Genomic DNA, 21,105 nt, shown 5'->3' on the forward strand with positions numbered 1-21,105 from the left:
ATCAAGGGGAAACAAAACGAGCTATGTTGTTTTCTTAACGCAGCCTTACATTTTTGTAAGAAATGAAAATCGAACCGATGTCCCTTCACCGGGAGACGAGCTGATGTCCACCGTATGATTGAGCTTGTCCGTAATTTCTTTGACGAGATGGAGGCCGATTCCCGTAGATTCTTGGTACCGCCGCCCGTTTTCGCCGGTATAATAAGGGTCAAACACCCGCTTGATGTCTTGCGAGGGAATGCCGACACCGTAATCTTTAACTTCAAGCACCGTCCTGTCTTCATCGCGGAAGACATTCAGCTCCAGTCTGTCACTCTTGCCTGCCGAGTACTTGACCGCATTTGTAACCACTTGGCCGATCGCAAATTTGAGCCATTTTGCATCAGTGTAAATCTGATGGTCATCGCGAATGTCCATTTTCGGATAAACGCGGTATTGAATAAAAAATCGTTTATAGCTTTGAATGACTGATTGGAGAAGCTCTGATAAGGAAACCGCTTCGACTTTAAAATCCCGCTCAAACAGGTCGAGCCTTGATGAATAAAGAAGCGTCTCCAGCCCGAATTCAATCTGCCGAACCTCTTTTTTGATTTGTTCAAAAAAGGGTTCATCCTCTTCCTGAATGATTAAATTAATGACCGACAGCGGCGTCTTCACTTGGTGCACCCATTGATTCATATACGTCACCCGCGCTTCCAGCTTAGCTTCGGTCTCATGGAGCTTCTGGTGCTGCAGCCGGATTAGCTCCATCTGCTTTTCATATAGCTCTGAACAAAACACTGAAGAACCGAGATACGGGATGTCCGTCCCTTCCTGCTCCGAGCTGAGCCAATGATACACGCCGCGGTCTTTGTACCAGCGATAGGCAAGATAGCCCGCCAAAATAAGAAGCTGGACGCCCAATATGTAAAACAGGTGAGAAAAAGAATGAAGACCTGCAAACCAGTAATAAAAGAAGACAAACAGCCCTTGAAGGAGAAAAAGCAGAATCAGCACTGCATGAGACCGGAGAAACAGCTTCATGACTGCGCCCTCAGCTGGTAGCCTTCGCCCCGCACCGCTTCAATAGAAACAGGCGCATTCAGCTCCCGCAGTTTTTTTCTGAGCCGCGTGATATACACGTTAAGTGTATTATCATCGATGAATATGTCGGTGTCCCACGTCTTTTCCATGAGACGGTCCCGACTCGTCACCTTTTCTCCCCGCTCCAGCAGCACTTCCAAAAGCTTGCTTTCTTTTTTAGAAAGCTCGCTTTTTTCATCCTGAAAACGCAGTTCAAACCGTTCCACAAAGAGCTGGACGCCGGCATATTCAACCACTTTCTCTCCCTGCTTTGCGGCGTACTCCCCGTACGCCCTCCGGATCTGGCTTTTGATTTTCGCCAGCACAATATCATAAGAAAACGGTTTTTCGATATAATCGTCTCCCCCGTTTTCAATCGCCATCACCTGATCCATTTCCCCGCTTCTGGCAGAAATAAAGATGATCGGGCTTGTGGAGTGCTGGCGGATCTGCCGGCACCAATAATATCCGTCATATGCCGGCAAATTGATATCAAGCAGCACCACATCGGGCTTTTCCCGCAAAAAGACATCAAGAACAGCTGTAAAATCCGCGGCGACCACTGTTTGATATCCGTATTTTTCAAGGTAATTCTGCAATAGTCCGCGAATGTCTTCACTGTCTTCCACAATCATAATTTTATTCAAACTGAACCACTCCCGTTTCTTACACTGCTGCCATCATCATAATCGTTTTGGGCGTATGGACGCAACACCGCACAAAAAAACCGCCATCTCGGCGGTTTCTGGTCTCTTTAGCCGACCTGCTGCTTAGCTGCTTTACCGGCTGATCCGAACTCTCTCATTTTGCTTCGCACTGTCTCTTCCACGGCTTCAATGCCGGGTGTCAAATAGCCGCGCGGTTCGTACAGATCGCTGTTTTCCTGAAACATGCGGCGTGTTTCGTCTGTCCACGCTACCATACATTCCGTATTGATATTGATCTTCGCGTGGCCGAGTGTGATGGCTTTTTTGATCTGATCCTGCGGAATCCCGGATGCCCCATGAAGAACGAGGGGAATATCAGTCATGCGAGAGATAGCCTCCATTTCCTTAAATCCGAGATTCGGCTCACCCTGATATTTGCCGTGTACAGAGCCGAGGGCGGCGGCCAGCGCGTCGATATTGGTTTCTTTGACGATCCGCTCACATTCCGTGATATCGGCATAGCGGACCCCGCCGACCAGGCCGTCTTCCATTCCGCCGACCGTGCCGACTTCGGCTTCTACTGACACGCCGTGTTTTGCGGCATAATCGGTGACTTCTTTTGTCATCGCGATATTCTCGTCAATCGGCTGATGGGAGCCGTCAATCATCACTGAGCTGAATCCGGCATCAATGGCCTGTCTGCAGCGTTCCGCACTGCTTCCGTGATCGAGATGAAGCACCACGGGAACGGTAATCGCCATGTCCTCCATTAACGCGCCGGCCATGGCGGCAATCGTTTTAAATCCGCCTAAATAGTCGACCAGGCGATCGGAAGCCGCGGCGATGACCGGTGATTGCTCCTTTTGCGCCGCCTGCAAAATCGCCTTCGTCCACTGCAAACCATTGATATTAAACTGGCCGATCGCATACTGCTCCCGCTTTGCATCTTCAAGAAGCTCTTTCATCGATACAAAAGCCATATTCACCCCTCCTTTATCCATTACATGTTGAAGTATTTTGATACGACGTCCACTGTTGTTTTTTTCGCTGTTTGAATGGCTTCCTCAGCAGTCAGCTTATAGTATTCAGGCCGGAAGAGCTCAACCGATACAACATCAGAGAAGCCGATTTCCTTCAGTGCTGATAAGTGGGCATCTAAGTCAATTGCCCCTTGTCCCGGCCATACACGATCCTCATCTGTTAAAAAGCCGATTGGGAAATCTTCTGTATCATCAATATGATAGATGAAGATTTTCTTTCCGTCCGCCTGCTTTAAGCTCTCAATATTTGAACCCATTGCATGGAAGTGAAAACTGTCAAGGACAAGTCCGACATTGTCACGGTTAACTGTGTTTACGATCTCATACGCCTGTTCAAACGTATTGACTGTACATTGCGGGTGGCCGACAAATTCAAGCGCGATTTTTACGCCGTACGGCTCCGCGATATCTGAAAGCTCAGTCAGCACCTCTACACTGCTCTTTTTGATCTCTTCTTTTACAATCTTCTGCTCTGTCACAAGCGGAACGGCTACCACATATTTCACACCGAGTGTTTTGCACGTTTCCATCATGCCTTTAAACTCAGTGATGATCTCATTATGGCCCTTTTCATCACGATTGTTGAAGAAAACGAGTGCGTTTAAGGCAAGCGGCTTGATGTGATGAGTTTGAAAATACTCCGCAAGGTCATCCAATGAATGGTCTTTTAAGTACTCCGGCAGCTTATCCATTGTGCGGATTTCAATATAATCATAGCCGTGCTTTTCGCATAGTTCTAAATCCTGTTTAAGGTTTGAGTTTTCCAATGTTGTTGCTTCATTAAAACAAAGTTTCATGTCAGACTCCCCCATCTTCGTGTTAGATATGAAGGGAGTTCGGCAGGAAGGCTGTTCGCCATATCCCGCCGAACTCCATGCTCAGCTTATGCCATCCCTAATTCTTCTTTCATTTTCTTAAGCATAAATCGGCTTGATTCATCCGCTCTTTCGTCGACCCAAGCAAATACGGCGTTCGTCGCAATTCCGTCGAACTTCATCTCTCTCAGCTTTCTGAAAATCGTCTCAAAATCAACCTCGCCTTGGCCAATGTCCAAATGCTGGTGAACCGTTACTTTCGCGTCAGGCGGATTGACGATGTAGCGCAGGCCATGAGCCGCTTTATGATTATAGGTGTCTGCAAATAAAACATGTGTGAGGCGGTCCCCGGCTTCGTCAAACATGGTCTCAATGTCGCCTTTTCCGTCATCATAGAAGAACGTATGCGCAGTCGAGTAGACAAGATTGATCCAATCCTTGTCAAGCGCGCGGATCATATCCATCGCACCTTTGTGCGTTTCGATAAAATCGTATGGGTGGGCTTGAAGATTGAGTTTCATGCCTTCTTTTTCAAAGACTGGGAGAAGCTCATCCATGGATTTGATAAATTTTTCTTCACTTGTTAAAGGATCATATTTTGATCCGCTGAATTCGCTGTTCATCAAATCCACTTCAAGTTCAACCGCAATTTCGATCGCCCGCTTCCAATTGCGCACCGCTGCCTGCCGGCGGTCTTCATCAGGACCCGCCCAGTGGTAAAGCGGAAGAAGCGATGAAAGCTTAACACCTGTATCCCTTAAAAGCCGCTTTAATTGTTTGATCTTTGCTGAATCGACTTTCGGATATTTATAAAACGGGCAAAAATCCTCACGCGGAGACAATTCGATATATTCATAGCCAAGCTCTGCCGTTTTATAGACCGTTTCCTCCAAAGTTAAATCATCACGATACATGGATGGATCTAATGCTAACTTCATATTTTCACTCCTCTGTTTTTAGTTTTGAACTGTTGTATAAGATTGATAGAATTCCGGTTTTTCCTTCAATTCAACCTTTTCTTTTTGTCCAGATTCTTGGGCATTTACACACGCGTCAGTCGTAACAGCAGCAATATAGCCGTCCCATGCCGTCGGTCCGCTGACCTCGCCTTTCTTTTGAATCGAATCAATAAAGTCTTGGATTTCCACATCGTACGCAGCCACAAAGCGTCTCTGCCAATCCATCAAAATATCTGTGCTGAATCTGCCTTCTTTTCTCAAGCTGATGCTTGATGGTTCAGGAAGCTTGATGACGCCGTCTTCTCCGACGATTTCGCATTGAATGTCATAGCCGTATTTACAGTTCACATAGATTTCAGCGTTGATGACGATGCCGCCTTTCGTTTCAATCACAACGATTTGCGGATCTTTTAAATGCGGAAGCGCGTTTTTCGATTTTTTAGGATAGATGACTTGAACGGACTCGTAGTCATCATTGACGAGCCAGTGGAGCACATCAATTTCATGAACAAGCGTGTCGACTACAGCCATATCCGTTGTATAGTTATCCCCTACAGTCGGGTTGCGGTGCGCGCAGTGAATCATAAGCGGCTCGCCGATCACATGGTTGTCGAGAGCTTCTTTCAGCTGTACGTAACCGCTGTCATAACGGCGCATGAAGCCGACTTGAACAAGGCGTTTGCCCACTTTGATTTCTTCTTCGACGATGCGCATGCAACCTTCAGCCGTTGTCGCGAGCGGTTTTTCACAGAATACATATTTCTGGGCTTTAATCGCTTTCAGCACGCTTGACTCATGCGCAGGCCCCCAGCTTGTCACTAAGACAGCGTCTACATTTTCGTCTGCAAGCAGGCTGTCATCATTCGGGTACACCGTCGCGTTTAATTGGTATTGCTCAACGACCTTTTGTGCAGCTTCTTGATTAACATCCGTTACAGCTACGATTTCTGCGCCGGACAGCTTATTCGTGATGCGGTTAATATGTTCTTTTCCGATTGCTCCAGTTCCAATTACGCCAATACGTAAACTCATTGACAGCCACTCCTTCTGTTGGTTACATGATTTTGCTTTCTGTTCCTTGCTTTACTTGGCTCCGAGGAGATCCGTAGAGTTCCTCTTGAATTTGTTCAAGCGACTTGCCAGACGTATTCGGCGCAAAGAGCAGCCCGATGATCATACTGGCCGTCACACATCCGAGTAGAATTGCAGCCATCGTTCCAATGCCTAAATTGGTGATAATCATTGGGACAAACAGACTCCAAATCCCTATTGAAATACGAACAAGGAAAAACATCAGTCCCTGTGCGGAAGCACGATATTGCGTAGGGAAGATTTCACTCGCCCATAACTGATAGTTCGCTTGCTGCCCGGCCCCGTTATTAATGCCGATCACGACAATAAACAGGAGCAGAATCGGCAGGCCTTCAACCGGCAGCAGAAACAGTGTCCAGCCGATCACCGCCATAAAAGCGGCGATTCCAAATACGGTTTTTCTATGTTTGTCGGCAAAGGGCATGAAGATCAAGGCGACCCCCAATCCTGTGAAAATAAACAGCCCCATTTGCAAAAGATTGGCCATGTTGGCAGATACACCGCCGACCTGCTGATAAATGTATGGCATAAAGAAGCCCATGACTCCGGCGGCTAAGTTCCAAATCAAGTACACACCCATCAAAAACAGGATGCTTTTTAGATACATAGGCTTGAGCAAATCAAAATACGATGTCTTATTCAATACAGCCGCCTTCTCTGCCTGAGCATCCTCCGGCTGATTTTTTAACTGCCAGGCATCTGACTCCGGAAGCCTGATTCTCAGGATGTACGTAATCAGCGCAATCACAAGCAGATGGGCAAATACGATTTTATTCCCCAAGAGTCCCAAGTCACCGGCCAGTACGGAGAGAAGCAGTACAACAACTGCCCCCGCGGCCCAAGCGACTTGTGCCACGCCGCAATGACGGGCCCGACTCTTCTTTGGCGCATTTTCCGCAATAATGGTCCATGATGCGGTAATATCAGCTCCTACCGATAAACCGATAATCATGTAACCGCTTAACAACATGGGGAAATTAACCCCAAATAAAACCAAACAAATCCCTAGTGCATAAACCAGCATACTATTGGTGTAAACAGCCTTCCGTCCGACTTTATCAGCCAGAAATCCGCCGAGCAGCGCGCCGACAGCGGCAGAAATCGCGTTTGCGCTCAGCGCGCCGAGCAGCCCGATCTGCGCATCGGACAGGTTAAGGTAACTGACCCATAACGATAAACCGGCAGAGCCCGCCACAATTGAACCGGCATCAATATAGTTGGCCAACGCTGCAGCGATTGTCCGTTTATTGAAGGCTGAATCTCCATTGGTATTGCCCATATGTTCAGTCCCCATTAAGCCAAATCCAACAACTGCTGATCAATATAGTTTCTCGCGATCAATGCATATTCAAGCGGGTTTGCCACATCGGGGTCCTGTTCAGCTTCAATGACAATCCATCCGGAATAACTGTGCTTTAACAGCAGCTGATATACTTCTCTAAAATCAATGCATCCGTCACCGGGAACTGTAAACATGCCCTTTAAAAATGATTGCCGGAACGATTGCCCTTCGAGCCTGCATTGTTCCATGACATTCAGGCGGGCATCCTTAAAGTGCACATGCTTAATGCGGCCGATATGCTTCTCAAGCATCCCCATGTAATCGCCGTCAGAAATATACGCATGGCCTGTATCATAGAGGAGGTGCACATGCGCAGGGTCTGTTCCTGCCATCAGGCGGTCCACTTCGTCCGCTGTTTGGACACCAGTGCCGAGATGGTGATGATAGACGAGCTTCAAGCCATGCTGGTCAGCAATGTTGCCAAGGTGATTCAGCCCTTCGCAAAGCCGCTCCCATTCATCATCTGTAAAGTGCGGCTTCTCTGTGAACACGTTTTTCTCTAAGCTTTGCACGCTGTACGTTTGTTCAGAGACAACTGCGACATCCGCGTTTACTTGCTGCAAATACTCACAATGCAGGGTAAATGCCTTTGCCGCTTCACCAAGTCCGTCACGCAAAATAAAACTGCTGAACCATTTGCCTGCAATGCGTAAATTCCGAAGCTTCAGCTCCTTGTTCAGGATGGCAGGTTCGGGGAAAAAGCCCCCGACCTCCGTGCCTTGAAAACGTGCGACAACGATATCACTTAACAAATGCTGAAGTGTATTTCCCGCTCCAATTTCAGGCATGTCATCATTCCGCCACCCAATGGGAGCGATCCCCCACAGGATTTCATTTTTGCCCATCTATGGTGCCTCCCCTCTAATACTGCTTCGCAGATTCCAGCTTTTTCTCTTTTGCTTCGTATGCCTTCTGAACGCTTTCTTGTTCAGATACCTCTGCCACCCCGACATGCCACCAGCTGTCATATCCGTCCGTCATTGTTTTTGGCAGAACCTTCATTTCTATTAATGTTGATACTTCCTGTTTCTTCGCATCCTCTAACGCCGCTTTTAATTCTTCTACTGTGTTCGCGCGGTAGGTTTTCGCGCCGTATCCCTCAGCGACTTTCGCGTAATCGACATTCAGGATTTGGTTGTCGTCTGTGCGGAACTCGCAATAGTAGCTGCCGCTGCCGTGATCCATTTGCAAGTTGTTGATGCATCCGAATCCCGAGTTGTCAAAGAGCAGCACATTGATTTTCTTGTTGTACTGAATCGCCGTAATCAGCTCGGAGTGAAGCATCAGGAAGCTGCCGTCTCCGACAATGGAATACACTTCTCTGTCAGGATGGGCCAGTTTAAGACCGAGTGTCCCGGACACTTCATAGCCCATACAAGAATATCCGTACTCCAGGTGATACGTATTCGGAACATTAGAATGCCACAGACGCTGCAAATCTCCTGGAAGTGAGCCTGCTGAACAGATGATGACGCTGTCTTCAGGAATCGTCTCATTGATTGTCAGCAATGCCGTTGTTTGCGGAAGCTCAGTATTCAAGGCGTCGGCATATTCATTCAGAACCTCTTGAGAGAAATGATGTTTGATTTCCGGATCAAACGCTTCCCGCTTAAACGTCACTTTGCTGAGGCGTTCGCGTTCAGCGAGCCATTCGTCCTTCAGCTCCCGGATCGTTGTGCCGAACTCGCTCTCATAGCCTTCAAGCAAGCCGTGCAGTTTGCCAAGCGTCACTTTCGCATCCGCTACCACTTGGAATGCATCAAGTTTATACGCCTGCATTCGGCTAACGTTAATGTTCAAAAACTTCGCTTTATCAAAATCAAAAGCGGTCTTAGAGGATGTCGCAAAATCTGTATACCTTGTGCCGATGCCGATAATCAAATCAGCTTGGCGGGCCGCTTTGTTTGCTGCAAGTGTACCTGTAATGCCCATTCCGCCAAGGTTGTTCGCAAAATCAGCCTCAACAGTAGACTTTCCTGCCTGTGTTTCAACTAACGGAATGTTATAGGCTTCAGAAATGGCAACCAATTCATCCCGCGCGCCTGAATATTTTGCGCCTCCGCCGACGAGGATCACAGGTTTCTTGCTGGATTTAATCAGCTCGGCCGCACCTTGAAGCTCGCGCTCGCTCGGCTGCATGCGATCAATATAGTGAACCCGTTTGACGAAGAAACTTTCATCAAAATCGTATGCTTCCCCTTCAACATCCTGAGAAATACAAATCGTTGCCGGTCCTGCTTTTGCCGGGTCAGTCATGACTTCAAACGCGCGCAGCAAACTGCTCATGAGCTGTTCAGGGCGCGTAATGCGGTCCCAATATCTCGAAACAGGTTTCAATGCATCGTTTGTTGTAATCGCCGCACTGTATTCTTGCTCCATTTGCTGCAGTACAGGGTCTGGCTGTCTTGTCGCAAATGTGTCTGCCGGAATCAAGAGAACTGGGATATTGTTTGCCAATGCAGTACCGGCTGCTGCCACTAAGTTAGCCGCTCCCGGTCCGACGGATGTAGACACCGCATATATTTTTCTTCTCAGCATTTGCTTGCTGTACGCCATGGCCGCATGCGCCATTCCTTGTTCATTTTTCCCTTGATAGACTTTCAAATGGCCTGCATCCTGCTCAAGCGCCTGCCCGATCCCCAATACGTTTCCATGGCCGAAAATCGTGAAAATCCCTTCGACAAAAGGCTCTTCCTTTCCATCAACATGGATGTACTGCTGGTTTAAGAATTTAATCAGCGCCTGTGCTGTTGTTAAGCGAATTTTCTTACCCACAAACGATCCCACCTTTACTCGATCTTTTTCAATTATGACTGTGCTTCAATAAGCTGTACGATTTCATCCGCAGTCGGCATCGCTTCTGACGAACTGTGCTTGCTCACCACAATGGAAGCTGAAGCACTGCCGTATTTCAATGCCGTTTCGATGTCTTTTCCGGTGACAAGGCCATAGATAAAGGCTGACGCATAGGAGTCACCGGCTCCAAAGGTTTTCAGCACTTTTGTCTTGTACGCTTGGGCGCGGAATACCTCGCCGGATTTGCTGTATGCGTAAGAGCCTTCGACGCCGTGTTTGATGACAACGAGGTCGGCTGAATGGCCAAATAAATGATTGACGGATTCTTCATTGCTTCCGCCTGTGCGGTTTTCCATCACATCAAATTCATCGCGTGTGCCGATGACGATATCAGACTGCTCGGCAACCAAAGTGTAGTAAACGGCTGTTTCATCCGCTGACTGCCACGTATATGGCCGGTAATCCAGTTCGAACACCACTTTAACCTGATGCTTCTTCGCGTATTGAACAGCTTTTAACACCGCTTCCCGTGACGGACTTTTGGCGAGCGCTGTCCCGGAGACAAGCAGCATTTTCGCATTTGCGATATAGTCCTCGCTTACCTCTGAAGGCTCAAGATAAAGATCAGCCACATCATCGCGATACATTAAGATGCTGCATTCTTCAGGGCTGAGGATTTCTGTAAATGCAAGGCCTGCTTTGTGTCCATCTTGATCAACAATCATCTGTGTAGTATCCACGCCGGTCTTTCTCATATAGGACTCTATGAATCTTCCATGCTGGTCATCTGGAATTTTGCCGATGAAGCCCGCTTTTAAGCCAAGCTTCGCGCTGCCGATCGCGATATTCGCCGGTGAACCGCCGACATATTTCGAAAATGTCATCGTTTCTTCCATTGGGCGGTTGTATTCGACTGCGTTCAGATCAATACATGCCCGGCCGATGGCAACAATATCAAAAGCCTTCTCTTCATTGAATGTATACTTCATCGTAAACAGCCACTCCTCACTTGTTAACGTTCTAAAATCCATTCATGCGCCGGGTCATTATGAAATTTCCATTTCCGCGTCGGCCCTGCCATGACATTTAAATAGTAGGATGTGTATCCGTCCGGCACACCTACCGGGTGGTATCCCGCAGGAACGATGACAACGTTTTCATTTTCTACAGTCATTGTCTCATCAATAGAACGGTCATCTGTGTATACGCGCTGAAACACAAAGCCCTGCCCCGGGTCTAACTCATGGTAGTACGTTTCTTCTAAGAAAGATTCTTCCGGCAAATTGTCTTGATCATGTTTGTGAGGCGGGTAGCTGGACCAGTTGCCGCTGTCTGTATAGACTTCAACCACTAATAGGCTGTTAGCTGAAGGGTCTGAATCCGGAAGAATGTTATGAACAGTACGTTTGTTTGAAAACTTCCCGCGATGCTCAATTCCGTTGTCTTCCGCTTTGATTAGCTTTGTCGGCAGCTGCTTTTCCGATGGAGAATAGCAAAGCGCCACTCTTGCGTCGCTGACCGCTGTAATCTCAAATGCACGGTCATTTGACATATAGACGCTGTCTGTCGGTTTTCGTTCAAATACGCTTTCACGCGTACCGATATTCTCAAAAGTCGACTCATGGTCCGTCACTGTAATTTTTCCCGTTACCGCCACAATACAGATTTCTTGTTTATTCAATTCTTCTGCATAGCTGGAACCGGAAGCTAGATCTAACACCTTAAACTCTACATAATTGAGATCAGAGTTGGATTTCGTTACTTCGTGCACCAGTTTGACTCCATTAGACACTTTATGCGACTGCGGCTTACGCAACAAATAACTCATAGTGAAGCCCTCCTCTTTCTATTGGCAGAATGAGTCCGAACAGCGCCATGGACGCCGTTCGGCTTTTCGTCGTTTAGTTGAAATCAGGTTCCGGATATCTCGCCGTAACCACTTTTTTACGCGTATAGAAGTCGACGCTGTCTTTTCCGTTCGCATGCAGCGTCCCAAAGAATGAAGACTTCCAGCCTGAGAATGGGAAGAATGCCATTGGAGCCGGCACACCAAGGTTGATGCCGAGCATTCCCGCATCAATGTTTTCACGGAAATAGCGGATTGCGTTTGCGTTGGATGTAAACAGGCAGGCGCCGTTCGCAAACTCAGACTTATTGGCAATTTCAATCGCTTCTTTCAGGTTTTTCACACGGATGATAGATAAAACCGGAGCGAAAATTTCATCTTTCCAGATCGTCATCTCTGTTGTGACATTGTCAAAAATCGTCGGGCCGACAAAGTAGCCGTCGTCAGACACATTTTCACGGCCGTCACATACGAGTCTTGCGCCTTCTTCAAGGCCTTTTTCGATATAGCTGAGCGTGCGTTTCTTGTTGTCTTCGCGAATCACCGGTCCTAAGAACACACCGTCATCAAGGCCATTGCCGATTTTAATGTCCGCCACTTTTTCCTGCAGTTTCGCCATAAATTCATCAGCGATTCCTTCTTCAACCGTCACAACCGCACAAGCCATGCAGCGTTCACCGGCAGAACCGAAGGCAGCACCGACGATGTTTGTGACCGTGTCTTCAAGATGCGCGTCGTTCAAGACAATCGTATGGTTTTTCGCGCCGGTCAGAGATTGAACGCGTTTTAAGTGTTCGCTTCCTTTTTTGTAGACGTATTCGCCGACCGGCTTGGAGCCTACGAATGAAATCGCTTTAATTTCAGGATGCTCGAGGATGCCGTTCACAACGTCATGCGCACCGTATACGACGTTGAATACCCCTTTTGGAAGGCCCGCTTTTTCAAAAAGCTCAACCAATTTCTCTGTTAACAGCGGAGTCCGCTCAGATGGTTTTAAAATAAATGTGTTGCCGAGTGCGATCGCCATTGGGAACATCCAGCAAGGGACCATCATCGGGAAGTTAAATGGCGCGATTCCGCCGACAACTCCGATTGGGTAGCGGTAGTTGGCCGCTTCAACGTCCGTTGCGATGGAAGCAAGCGAGTCACCCATCATTAGGGAAGGTGCTCCAGCGGCGAACTCTACGTTTTCAATCCCGCGTCCCACTTCACCTAAAGCTTCTTTTGTGTTTTTTCCGTTTTCAATGGTAATCAGATGAGCCAGTTCTTCTTTATGCTGGGACAGCAGCTGCTGGAAGTTAAATAGAATTCTGGCGCGGCGAGGAACCGCCACCTTTGACCATGTTTTAAATGCTTCAGCCGCTGTCTGCGCTGCGTAATCAATATCCTCTTTTGTAGAAATCGGCACTTGGCACAGTACTTCTTTCGTCGCCGGGTTGACGACATCTTCATATTGATCTGTTTTGCTTTCAACCCATTCACCGTTGATGTAGTTTTTTAATTTTCTGATTTCTGTCATTCTTATTGCCTCCTTCATTAGTAAACACATACACTTGTATGGATGGTTCAGGATAGATTCATATCAATATCCACTTTTCAGTAAGCCAAGAATTAAACGCTTTCAAAAAAACCAAAAAAATAAATGGCGGATGTATATTTACATACAAGCAACCATTTCATGCACATCAGGTTACTTTTTGGTCATTTCTTGGTTATATTCTAATCGCATAATACCCATAAGTCAATCATAAACACTACATTTTTTCATTATTTTTATGATATTAATCTTTTAATCAATGAGAAAAGTGACGAGAAGTCCATCGAATCTTGCGAAAGATATATAACGATGTTATCATTTTTTAAGCAACTATTGATTAACTTTTGGTTTTTATTATATATTTATGTTACGTAAAGATTCAAGAAGGAGTTTTTGATATGAAACTGATGCGGATTCAGGAAATGGAGGAGTACATTTTATCGCATGGCACTGTTTCCTTAGATGAACTGTGCCAAGTGTTCAATGTCTCCAAAAACACAGTCAGACGTGATATCAACAAGCTAACAGAAAAGGGTGCGATAGAAAAAGTATATGGCGGCGTAACATCTATTGAAAAAACCGCATTAGTTCCTTTTGAAAATCGCACCATTCAGCACCAGGATGAAAAAACAAAAATCGCCCATTATGCTTCCCGTTTTATTGAAGATCACGATTTGGTCTTTATTGATTCAGGAACGACGACAAAGTCTATTCTTGATACGCTTGACCCTGCCAAAAATGTCACCATCTTAACCAACAGTTTAGACATTATCAATGCGGCGTCAGCTTTGAAGAATATCAACTTAATCATTATCGGAAACAACTATAAGAGAAAAACCCGCTCCTTTGTCGGCATGGACGACCCGGCTATGCTTGATAAGTACAATATCAACAAAGCCTTTATGTCCGCTACCGGAACGACGCTGACACACGGATTGACCAATTCGGATCTGCTGGAGTATGAAATTAAAAAGAGGATTTCAGAAAAAGCAAAAGAAGTGTATCTATTGGCTGACCATTCTAAATTTGGAAAATCAACGCTTCTGACGTATGCACCGTTTGACAGGCTGCATTGCATTGTGACCTCTCAGCCATTAGACGACGAGTACACGCAATACTGCAATGAGCATCAAATCGGCATTCATCTGGCCTAACGTTTACAATAGTGTTGAGAGTTCATATCCATTTTATTCTAGGAGGCAGATCATGAAAAAAGCGAAGCTTGGAAAATCAGACTTGCAGGTATTCCCTATCGGATTAGGAACAAATGCTGTCGGAGGACATAACCTCTACCCGAACCTGAATGAAGAAACCGGAAAAGAATTGGTGCGCGAGGCGATTCGTAATGGCGTGACCATGTTAGACACCGCTTATATTTACGGGATCGGCCGTTCCGAAGAATTAATCGGTGAAGTGCTGCGTGAATTCAACCGTGAAGATGTTGTCATCGCGACAAAAGCCGCTCACAGAAAACAAGGCAATGACTTTATCTTTGATAATTCACCAGAATTTCTTAAAAAGTCAGTTGATGAAAGCCTGAAGCGTTTGAATACCGATTATATCGATTTGTTCTACATTCACTTCCCTGACGAACATACGCCGAAGGATGAAGCCGTTAACGCATTGAATGAAATGAAGAAAGCCGGAAAAATCCGCTCCATCGGTGTATCCAATTTCTCTTTAGAGCAATTGAAAGAAGCAAACAAAGACGGTTTGGTAGATGTATTGCAAGGCGAATACAACCTGTTAAACCGTGAAGCGGAAAACACATTCTTCCCGTATACGAAGGAGCATAATATTTCATTTATCCCTTACTTCCCGCTCGTATCTGGCTTATTGGCTGGAAAGTATACAGAAGATACAACGTTCCCTGAAGGCGACCTGCGCAACGAACAGGAACACTTCAAGGGCGAGCGTTTCAAAGAAAATATCAGAAAGGTCAACAAGCTTGCGCCGATTGCTGAGAAACACAACGTGGATATCCCTCACGTTGTATTGGCTTGGTATTTAGCAAGACCGGAAATTGATATTTTAATCCCTGGAGCAAAACGTGCCGATCAGCTGATTGATAACATCAAAACAGCCGACGTGACGCTTTCTCAAGAGGATATTTCGTTTATTGATAAGCTGTTCGCATAAGAAAACAAACCCGCCTTCACGTTTAAGAAGGCGGGTTTATTTGCACATTTATACTTAAATGGATTTAAATTTTCATTTTTTCATTTTTTAAAAATTGAAGTTACTTTTTTCCCTAAAATCGTAGTATGATAGGAATTGTTGAGCAGAAAATGCACATTGCAATCTTTCTTTTGTCTTATTTTTCTTTGGTTCTGCTTACGAATATCATCTTAGAGAAGAGGTTGAATACGATGAAGGTTTTGCTGAAAAATGAAGGCGGGCTGACAAAGGAAGTCAAAGTCGGATTTAGCTGGACGACTTTCTTCTTCGGTTTTTTCCCTGCGTTATTCCGCGGTGATTTAAAATGGGCTGCGATCATGTTTATTATTTCTGTCGCTCTTGGCTCATTTACGTTAGGAATTGGCGGCTGGGTCAGCGGCATTGTTTTCTCATTTATTTATAACAAGCTCTACATAAAAGAATTGATTGAAAAAGGATACCGCCCAGCAAACGAGGAATCCCAAGCGATTTTAGAAAGAAATCAAATCGTTACGCCCGCAGCATAAGAATGAAAACCTTACCCCATTTGGAGTAAGGTTTTTTCATGCCTGTTCCTCATCGAAGAACAGGCAAAACGATTTCGCATATGACAATCACAAGATCATCTCTCTATGCTGTTGTAAACCACGTATATAGATAAGCTGTTGTCCCTTCATAACCAAACACCATGAACAAATTCCAATCATCATAGATGACGACATGCCTGCTTTCATCCATAAACAGCGACTCATCAATTTGAATACCGTTATTTTCATAGGTATGGATTCGCTGTAAAGCAGATGCTCCGTCAATTTCGGAAAAAATCCCATGCTCTATTACCGGTTCCAGTATGTTCGTTAATACAGCATCTCTAGTTTTCTCTATTGCTGCTCTGTTCCATTCCCTGCTTGCTTCGGCATACTCTTCCCTCTCTAGTAATAAACAAAAGACATCTTCAATTGATTTATCTTCTGGCCTTTCAGCTGTTAAGTAAAAAACGAATGATTCTGAATCAGGCTGGCGAAATTCCTGAATGCTGATATGCGGTAAAACATCCAATTGGCTGCTGCATACTTTCTTAAGCTTTTGCTTTTCCAACATAAAAAAGCCTCCTTATATTCATATCCTTGCGTAAAAAAGGTTTTGGCGCTTACAATAATTTTGAAAGGAATGATCACAATGGCAAATGCTCAATTCCCTCTTATCACACATAACCTATCTGTCGATCTTGTGAATACTGAAATCGTAAGCTATGATAAACGGCACGAGCTCATCCCGTCAGAAAAAGACCTGATGACATGGTTTGAAATAATGGGAGAAACAGCTCCTTTTCTCAGTTCTTTGACGCTACAGGAAGTCCGGGGACAATTGCAGCGGATTCATCAATTCCGGGCTGAGCTGAGAAAACACTTTGAGTGTATCGCCGAGGGCAGTGAACCTTCCCCAGCTTTTATCTCTTTCCTGCAAAATCAAATCACCGCCGCTCCTTTTTCTTATCAAATCATAGATGACAAACTTGCCCGCATTCCGAATGGAAAACCAGATGATTCCATTTTATCGCTTATCGCTTACGATGCGTTATGGCTGATTCACACAAAAGAAATCCAACAGCTGAAACGATGTGCAAATGAAAAGTGCATTTTGCTATTTCTTGATAAAACAGGAAGACGAAAATGGTGTTCCATGAAGATATGCGGCAACAGACATAAGGTCTCACGCCATCAGAAAAAAATAAATCATGAGTAAGAATCCGTTCCCCAGCGAACGGTTTTTTATTGTTTTGAAAAACTAACCTCTAAAAATAAAATTGACAGGTTAGTATTTACCTATTATTCTAAATATACTGGAGGGATAAATTTGGAAAACAACTTCTTTTTAAAAATGAAAGGGACAGGAAAGACGCCTTTACGGGTAAACGGCAAAGACGCTGTTACAGGGCTTATAGGAGGATTTATGACCATACTGACACTCGCTTCGCTGACCGCTTACACATCAAGCCCATGGTTAATGGCGCCTTTTGGAGCAAGCTGTGTGCTCGTCTTCAGCGCTTGGAATGCTCCATTATCACAACCGAGAAATGTGATTGGCGGCCATTTTATTTCCGCGCTTACCGGGATTGTTGTCCTTCACATATTCGGCGCCCATCCATGGACCTTTGCATTGGGGACAGGGCTTGCCATTTGCTTGATGATGCTGACCAAAACCACTCATCCTCCTGCCGGCGCCGACCCGATTGTTGTCATTCAAGGGGCATATGCTTGGAGTTATTTAGTATTTCCCGTGCTCATTGGGTCTGTCATCATCGTGATTATCGCTCTCATTATTAATAACTTACGCAAAGATCGCCAATATCCCGCCTTTTGGCTTTAAAGTTTCCGTTTTTTCAAAACAAATGTTTCAAATGAGATAGGAAATGGGTACTAATCTATTAACTTTGTTACATATTTTTAGTTACTCATTGGCTCAACAACTGAGGAGGAGACATTTGTGAAGAAAGACACAAGGAAATATATGATCTACTTTTTCGGCGCTTTAGGGGGACTGCTTTACGGTTACGATACAGGCGTTATCTCCGGGGCACTCCTGTTTATCAATAACGATATTCCTTTAACGACATTGACAGAAGGATTGGTTGTCAGCATGCTGCTCCTTGGCGCGATTTTCGGTTCGGCCTTGAGCGGCACATGCTCAGACCGCTGGGGCAGGAGAAAGGTTGTATTTGTCCTTTCCATCATTTTCATTATCGGAGCGCTCGCTTGCGCATTTTCTCAAACAATCGGCATGCTGATTGCATCTAGGGTGATTCTCGGATTGGCCGTCGGCGGTTCAACGGCGCTTGTGCCCGTATATCTTTCAGAAATGGCACCGACAAAAATTCGCGGTACACTCGGCACAATGAACAACTTAATGATCGTCACAGGAATTTTGCTCGCCTATATCGTGAACTACCTGTTCACACCGTTTGAAGCGTGGCGCTGGATGGTCGGTCTGGCCGCGGTGCCTGCCGTGCTTTTATTAATCGGCATCGCATTCATGCCGGAATCGCCAAGATGGCTCGTGAAGCGCGGCCGTGAAGAAGAAGCGAGACGAATCATGAACATCACTCATGATCCCAAAGACATCGAAATGGAATTGGCAGAGATGAAGCAAGGAGAAGCAGAGAAAAAAGAAACAACACTCAGCGTCCTAAAAGCCAAATGGATTCGCCCTATGCTTCTGATTGGCGTCGGTCTTGCCATTTTTCAGCAGGCTGTCGGCATTAACACGGTCATCTACTACGCGCCGACCATTTTTACGAAGGCCGGTCTTGGCACGTCAGCTTCCGCACTCGGCACAATGGGAATCGGCGTCCTTAACGTCATCATGTGTATCACTGCCATGATTTTAATTGACCGCGTCGGACGCAAAAAACTTCTGATCTGGGGAAGTGTCGGCATTACACTGAGCCTTGCTGCTTTATCAGGCGTGCTCCTGACACTGGGGCTTTCCGCATCAACAGCGTGGATGACAGTAGTCTTTCTCGGCGTCTATATCGTCTTTTACCAGGCGACATGGGGTCCGGTAGTGTGGGTGCTCATGCCTGAGCTCTTCCCATCCAAAGCGCGCGGAGCCGCGACAGGGTTCACGACTTTGGTGTTATCGGCAGCCAACCTGATCGTGTCGCTCGTTTTCCCGCTGATGCTAAGCGCAATGGGCATCGCATGGGTCTTTATGGTTTTCTCAGTCATTTGTCTTCTCTCATTTTTCTTCGCTTTCTACATGGTGCCGGAAACCAAAGGGCGAAGCTTGGAGGAAATTGAAGCAAGCCTGAAAAACCGATTTAAAAAGAAGAAGAGCACCCAAAACCAAATGCTGAATGAGCGTACATTATAAAAAAAGGAATCGTCTCCTTATGAGACGATTCCTTTTTCTGTTTACACCATGACCTTGCAAATATTGTTCGTAAATTCAACAGGGTCCTGAATCGGCAGGCCTTCAATGAGAAGCGCCTGATTGTATAAAAGGTTTGTGTACAGGCTCAGCTTTTCTTTATCCTGTGCAAACGCGTCTTGGAGCGTTTGGAATACCTCGTGATTCGGGTTAATTTCCAGCACTTTGTCCGCCTTTACATTTTGGCTGTCAGGCATCGCGTTTAAGATTTTTTCCATCTCAATTGTCACTTCGCCGTCAGCAGCAAGGCAAACTGGATGTGATTTAAGCCGTTTTGAGATTCTGACGTTTTTCACCTTGTCTGACAGAATGTTTTTCATTTCCTCAAATAGATCCTTATACTTGCTTTCCTCTTCCTCGGACTGCTTCTGATCCTCATCCGTGTCTATGCCAAGGTCTCCGCTTGATACGGATTTGAATTCTTTTTCCTGATAAGATGCCAGCATTTTAATCGCAAACTCATCGATGTCCTCAGTAAAGTAGAGAATTTCATAGCCTTTATCCGCCACCATTTCTGTTTGCGGCAGTTTCTCAATGCGATCGTATGAATCACCAGTCGCGTAATAAATGTATTTCTGCTCCTCTGGCATTCTGGAAACGTACTCATCTAAGCTGACCAGTTTTTTCTCTTTTGAAGAATAGAATAATAGGAGATCCTTCAATTGATCCTTATTCGCGCCAAAATCATTGTACACGCCGAATTTCAGCTGTCTGCCGAACGACTTGTAGAACGTCTCGTATTTCTCGCGGTCTTTTTTCAACAGGCTTTGCAGCTCGCTTTTGATTTTCTTGCTGATGTTTTTCGCGATCAGCTTCAGCTGGCGGTCATGCTGCAGCATTTCTCTGGAAATGTTCAGCGACAGATCCTCAGAATCGACCATGCCCTTCACAAAACTGAAGTGATCCGGAAGCAGATCTGCGCACTTATTCATGATCAGCACGCCATTGGAATACAGCTCCAAGCCTTTTTCATATTCCTTGGAATAGTAGTCAAACGGCATGTTTTCAGGAATGAATAGAATCGCGTTGTAGCGAACCGCTCCATCCACACTGATATGAACGTGTGTCAGCGGTTTATCAAACCCGTAATGCTTTTCAGCATAGAATTTTTCGTAGTCCTCATCTGTCAGCTCGCTTTTGTTCTTTCTCCAGATCGGCACCATGCTGTTGACCGTCTGCTCTTCCTGCACCTCTTCAAACTCATTTTCGCTGCCTTCCTTCGGCTTATTAATGGTTGTGTCCATTTTAATTGGGTAGCGAATAAAGTCGGAGTACTTCTTGATGATCGCTTTTAAACGATATTCTTCTAAGAATTCGTCATAGCTGTCATCTTCTGTGTTCTCTTTGATTTTCAGGATAATGTCTGTACCGACAGAATCCTTTTCACACGGCTCAATCGTATAGCCGTCTGCACCCGCAGACTCCCATTTATAGGCCTCATCGCTGCCAAGCGCCTTACTGATGACCGTCACAACATCGGCAACCATAAATGCCGCGTAAAAACCGACACCGAACTGTCCGATAATGTCATGCCCGTCTTTCAGCTCGTTTTCCTTTTTAAACGCGAGGGAACCGCTTTTTGCAATCGTGCCAAGGTGCTGTTCCAGCTCATCCTTTGTCATTCCGATCCCCGTATCAGAGATGGTTAATGTTCTCGCATCTTTGTCAGCCGCGACCTTTATGTAGTAACTGTCTTTATCAAACGTAAGCGCATCGTCCGTCAGCGCTTTGTAATAGATTTTGTCAATTGCATCACTCGAATTGGAGATTAACTCGCGCAGGAAAATTTCTTTTTGGGTATAAATGGAGTTAATCATCATATCCAGCAAGCGTTTAGATTCTGCTTTAAACTCTTTTTTCGCCACTCTTGATCGCTCCTTTA

At 45.7% G+C, this 21,105-nt stretch carries 20 protein-coding genes; 6 read left to right on the forward strand and 14 right to left on the reverse strand.

All coding sequences use genetic code 11. The features are described 5' to 3' along the window. Window positions 1–45 precede the first annotated feature (45 nt). From yxdK to iolA, 12 genes are all read right to left on the reverse strand, one after another. Window positions 46–1,023 carry a two-component system sensor histidine kinase YxdK gene (yxdK, locus tag ACQXR1_RS14740; RefSeq protein ID WP_430772400.1) on the reverse strand — a complete coding sequence of 326 codons (978 nt, stop codon included), beginning with the start codon at window positions 1,021–1,023 and terminating at the stop codon, window positions 46–48. Then, window positions 1,020–1,709: a two-component system response regulator YxdJ gene (yxdJ, locus tag ACQXR1_RS14745; protein WP_003243527.1), complete on the reverse strand. Its 690-nt coding sequence runs from the start codon at window positions 1,707–1,709 to the stop codon at window positions 1,020–1,022. Before yxdJ ends, yxdK begins: the two co-directional genes overlap by 4 nt. A 107-nt stretch (window positions 1,710–1,816) precedes the next feature. Continuing rightward, a complete protein-coding gene (gene iolJ, locus ACQXR1_RS14750; protein ID WP_129092822.1) occupies window positions 1,817–2,689 on the reverse strand; it encodes a 6-phospho-5-dehydro-2-deoxy-D-gluconate aldolase in 873 nt (290 codons plus the stop codon). A 20-nt stretch (window positions 2,690–2,709) separates the two neighbouring features. Then, window positions 2,710–3,546, reverse strand: a complete 837-nt coding sequence (gene iolI / locus ACQXR1_RS14755) for a 2-keto-myo-inositol isomerase (RefSeq protein WP_430772401.1) — start codon at window positions 3,544–3,546, stop codon at window positions 2,710–2,712. A gap of 86 nt (window positions 3,547–3,632) precedes the next feature. Next, a complete protein-coding gene (locus ACQXR1_RS14760; protein ID WP_430772402.1) occupies window positions 3,633–4,502 on the reverse strand; it encodes a sugar phosphate isomerase/epimerase family protein in 870 nt (289 codons plus the stop codon). Window positions 4,503–4,520: 18 nt separating this feature from the next. Beyond that, a complete protein-coding gene (iolG, locus tag ACQXR1_RS14765) occupies window positions 4,521–5,555 on the reverse strand; it encodes a bifunctional inositol 2-dehydrogenase/D-chiro-inositol 1-dehydrogenase (protein ID WP_430772403.1) in 1,035 nt (344 codons plus the stop codon). A gap of 22 nt (window positions 5,556–5,577) precedes the next feature. Next, window positions 5,578–6,894, reverse strand: coding sequence for a myo-inositol transporter IolF (gene iolF / locus ACQXR1_RS14770; RefSeq protein ID WP_430772404.1), 1,317 nt, complete (start codon window positions 6,892–6,894; stop codon window positions 5,578–5,580). A 14-nt stretch (window positions 6,895–6,908) separates the two neighbouring features. Then, a complete protein-coding gene (iolE, locus tag ACQXR1_RS14775) occupies window positions 6,909–7,802 on the reverse strand; it encodes a myo-inosose-2 dehydratase (protein ID WP_430772405.1) in 894 nt (297 codons plus the stop codon). 16 nt (window positions 7,803–7,818) lie between these two features. Further along, a complete protein-coding gene (gene iolD / locus ACQXR1_RS14780; protein WP_069838352.1) occupies window positions 7,819–9,732 on the reverse strand; it encodes a 3D-(3,5/4)-trihydroxycyclohexane-1,2-dione acylhydrolase (decyclizing) in 1,914 nt (637 codons plus the stop codon). Between the two features lie 32 nt (window positions 9,733–9,764). Beyond that, window positions 9,765–10,742: a 5-dehydro-2-deoxygluconokinase gene (iolC, locus tag ACQXR1_RS14785; RefSeq protein ID WP_134976152.1), complete on the reverse strand. Its 978-nt coding sequence runs from the start codon at window positions 10,740–10,742 to the stop codon at window positions 9,765–9,767. Window positions 10,743–10,765: 23 nt separating this feature from the next. Further along, on the reverse strand, window positions 10,766–11,581 hold the full coding sequence (gene iolB / locus ACQXR1_RS14790; RefSeq protein WP_134976154.1) for a 5-deoxy-glucuronate isomerase: 816 nt from the start codon (window positions 11,579–11,581) through the stop codon (window positions 10,766–10,768). Window positions 11,582–11,654: 73 nt separating this feature from the next. Then, entirely contained in the window at window positions 11,655–13,118 is a 1,464-nt protein-coding gene (gene iolA / locus ACQXR1_RS14795; RefSeq protein WP_040081255.1) for a methylmalonate-semialdehyde dehydrogenase, read from the reverse strand. A 416-nt stretch (window positions 13,119–13,534) separates the two neighbouring features. On the opposite strand from iolA, the gene iolR reads away from it, so the two are divergent. The 3 genes from iolR (at window position 13,535) to ACQXR1_RS14810 (ending at window position 15,820) form a co-directional block, all read left to right on the forward strand. Then, window positions 13,535–14,290, forward strand: a complete 756-nt coding sequence (gene iolR / locus ACQXR1_RS14800; protein ID WP_003227050.1) for a myo-inositol utilization transcriptional regulator IolR — start codon at window positions 13,535–13,537, stop codon at window positions 14,288–14,290. Between the two features lie 52 nt (window positions 14,291–14,342). Then, window positions 14,343–15,275 carry an aldo/keto reductase gene (locus ACQXR1_RS14805; RefSeq protein ID WP_430772406.1) on the forward strand — a complete coding sequence of 311 codons (933 nt, stop codon included), beginning with the start codon at window positions 14,343–14,345 and terminating at the stop codon, window positions 15,273–15,275. Between the two features lie 230 nt (window positions 15,276–15,505). Then, entirely contained in the window at window positions 15,506–15,820 is a 315-nt protein-coding gene (locus tag ACQXR1_RS14810; RefSeq protein ID WP_014481421.1) for a hypothetical protein, read from the forward strand. Between the two features lie 103 nt (window positions 15,821–15,923). Here the strand turns inward: ACQXR1_RS14810 and ACQXR1_RS14815 are convergent, their stop codons facing one another. Then, window positions 15,924–16,394 (reverse strand): hypothetical protein, encoded by a 471-nt coding sequence (locus ACQXR1_RS14815; protein WP_014666029.1) that lies wholly within the window; start codon window positions 16,392–16,394, stop codon window positions 15,924–15,926. Between the two features lie 69 nt (window positions 16,395–16,463). Here ACQXR1_RS14815 and ACQXR1_RS14820 point away from each other — a divergent pair, with 69 nt between their 5' ends. The 3 genes from ACQXR1_RS14820 to ACQXR1_RS14830 all read left to right on the forward strand — a co-directional run bounded on the left by ACQXR1_RS14820 (window position 16,464) and on the right by ACQXR1_RS14830 (window position 19,166). Beyond that, window positions 16,464–17,039, forward strand: coding sequence for a CGNR zinc finger domain-containing protein (locus ACQXR1_RS14820; RefSeq protein ID WP_069150811.1), 576 nt, complete (start codon window positions 16,464–16,466; stop codon window positions 17,037–17,039). Between the two features lie 135 nt (window positions 17,040–17,174). Further along, complete coding sequence (locus ACQXR1_RS14825; RefSeq protein WP_430772446.1) at window positions 17,175–17,663, forward strand: HPP family protein; 489 nt, start codon at window positions 17,175–17,177, stop codon at window positions 17,661–17,663. 117 nt (window positions 17,664–17,780) lie between these two features. Continuing rightward, a complete protein-coding gene (locus ACQXR1_RS14830; RefSeq protein ID WP_064671725.1) occupies window positions 17,781–19,166 on the forward strand; it encodes a sugar porter family MFS transporter in 1,386 nt (461 codons plus the stop codon). Between the two features lie 41 nt (window positions 19,167–19,207). Here the strand turns inward: ACQXR1_RS14830 and htpG are convergent, their stop codons facing one another. Beyond that, a complete protein-coding gene (gene htpG / locus ACQXR1_RS14835; protein WP_040081245.1) occupies window positions 19,208–21,088 on the reverse strand; it encodes a molecular chaperone HtpG in 1,881 nt (626 codons plus the stop codon). Window positions 21,089–21,105: the final 17 nt, after the last annotated feature.

This window comes from Bacillus sp. ATD (genome assembly GCF_050585765.1).
Classification (GTDB): Bacteria; Bacillota; Bacilli; order Bacillales; family Bacillaceae; genus Bacillus; species Bacillus stercoris.

What these genes read in the sequence shown, in the direction of transcription:
- yxdK (WP_430772400.1), bottom strand. Translation starts at nt 1,023, where the DNA reads ATGAAGCTGTTTCTCCGGTCTCATGCAGTGCTGATTCTGCTTTTTCTC.
- iolJ (WP_129092822.1), bottom strand. Translation starts at nt 2,689, where the DNA reads ATGGCTTTTGTATCGATGAAAGAGCTTCTTGAAGATGCAAAGCGGGAG.
- iolI (WP_430772401.1), bottom strand. Translation starts at nt 3,546, where the DNA reads ATGAAACTTTGTTTTAATGAAGCAACAACATTGGAAAACTCAAACCTT.
- ACQXR1_RS14760 (WP_430772402.1), bottom strand. Translation starts at nt 4,502, where the DNA reads ATGAAGTTAGCATTAGATCCATCCATGTATCGTGATGATTTAACTTTG.
- iolG (WP_430772403.1), bottom strand. Translation starts at nt 5,555, where the DNA reads ATGAGTTTACGTATTGGCGTAATTGGAACTGGAGCAATCGGAAAAGAA.
- iolF (WP_430772404.1), bottom strand. Translation starts at nt 6,894, where the DNA reads ATGGGCAATACCAATGGAGATTCAGCCTTCAATAAACGGACAATCGCT.
- iolE (WP_430772405.1), bottom strand. Translation starts at nt 7,802, where the DNA reads ATGGGCAAAAATGAAATCCTGTGGGGGATCGCTCCCATTGGGTGGCGG.
- iolC (WP_134976152.1), bottom strand. Translation starts at nt 10,742, where the DNA reads ATGAAGTATACATTCAATGAAGAGAAGGCTTTTGATATTGTTGCCATC.
- iolB (WP_134976154.1), bottom strand. Translation starts at nt 11,581, where the DNA reads ATGAGTTATTTGTTGCGTAAGCCGCAGTCGCATAAAGTGTCTAATGGA.
- iolA (WP_040081255.1), bottom strand. Translation starts at nt 13,118, where the DNA reads ATGACAGAAATCAGAAAATTAAAAAACTACATCAACGGTGAATGGGTT.
- iolR (WP_003227050.1), top strand. Translation starts at nt 13,535, where the DNA reads ATGAAACTGATGCGGATTCAGGAAATGGAGGAGTACATTTTATCGCAT.
- ACQXR1_RS14805 (WP_430772406.1), top strand. Translation starts at nt 14,343, where the DNA reads ATGAAAAAAGCGAAGCTTGGAAAATCAGACTTGCAGGTATTCCCTATC.
- ACQXR1_RS14810 (WP_014481421.1), top strand. Translation starts at nt 15,506, where the DNA reads ATGAAGGTTTTGCTGAAAAATGAAGGCGGGCTGACAAAGGAAGTCAAA.
- ACQXR1_RS14815 (WP_014666029.1), bottom strand. Translation starts at nt 16,394, where the DNA reads ATGTTGGAAAAGCAAAAGCTTAAGAAAGTATGCAGCAGCCAATTGGAT.
- ACQXR1_RS14820 (WP_069150811.1), top strand. Translation starts at nt 16,464, where the DNA reads ATGATCACAATGGCAAATGCTCAATTCCCTCTTATCACACATAACCTA.
- ACQXR1_RS14825 (WP_430772446.1), top strand. Translation starts at nt 17,175, where the DNA reads ATGAAAGGGACAGGAAAGACGCCTTTACGGGTAAACGGCAAAGACGCT.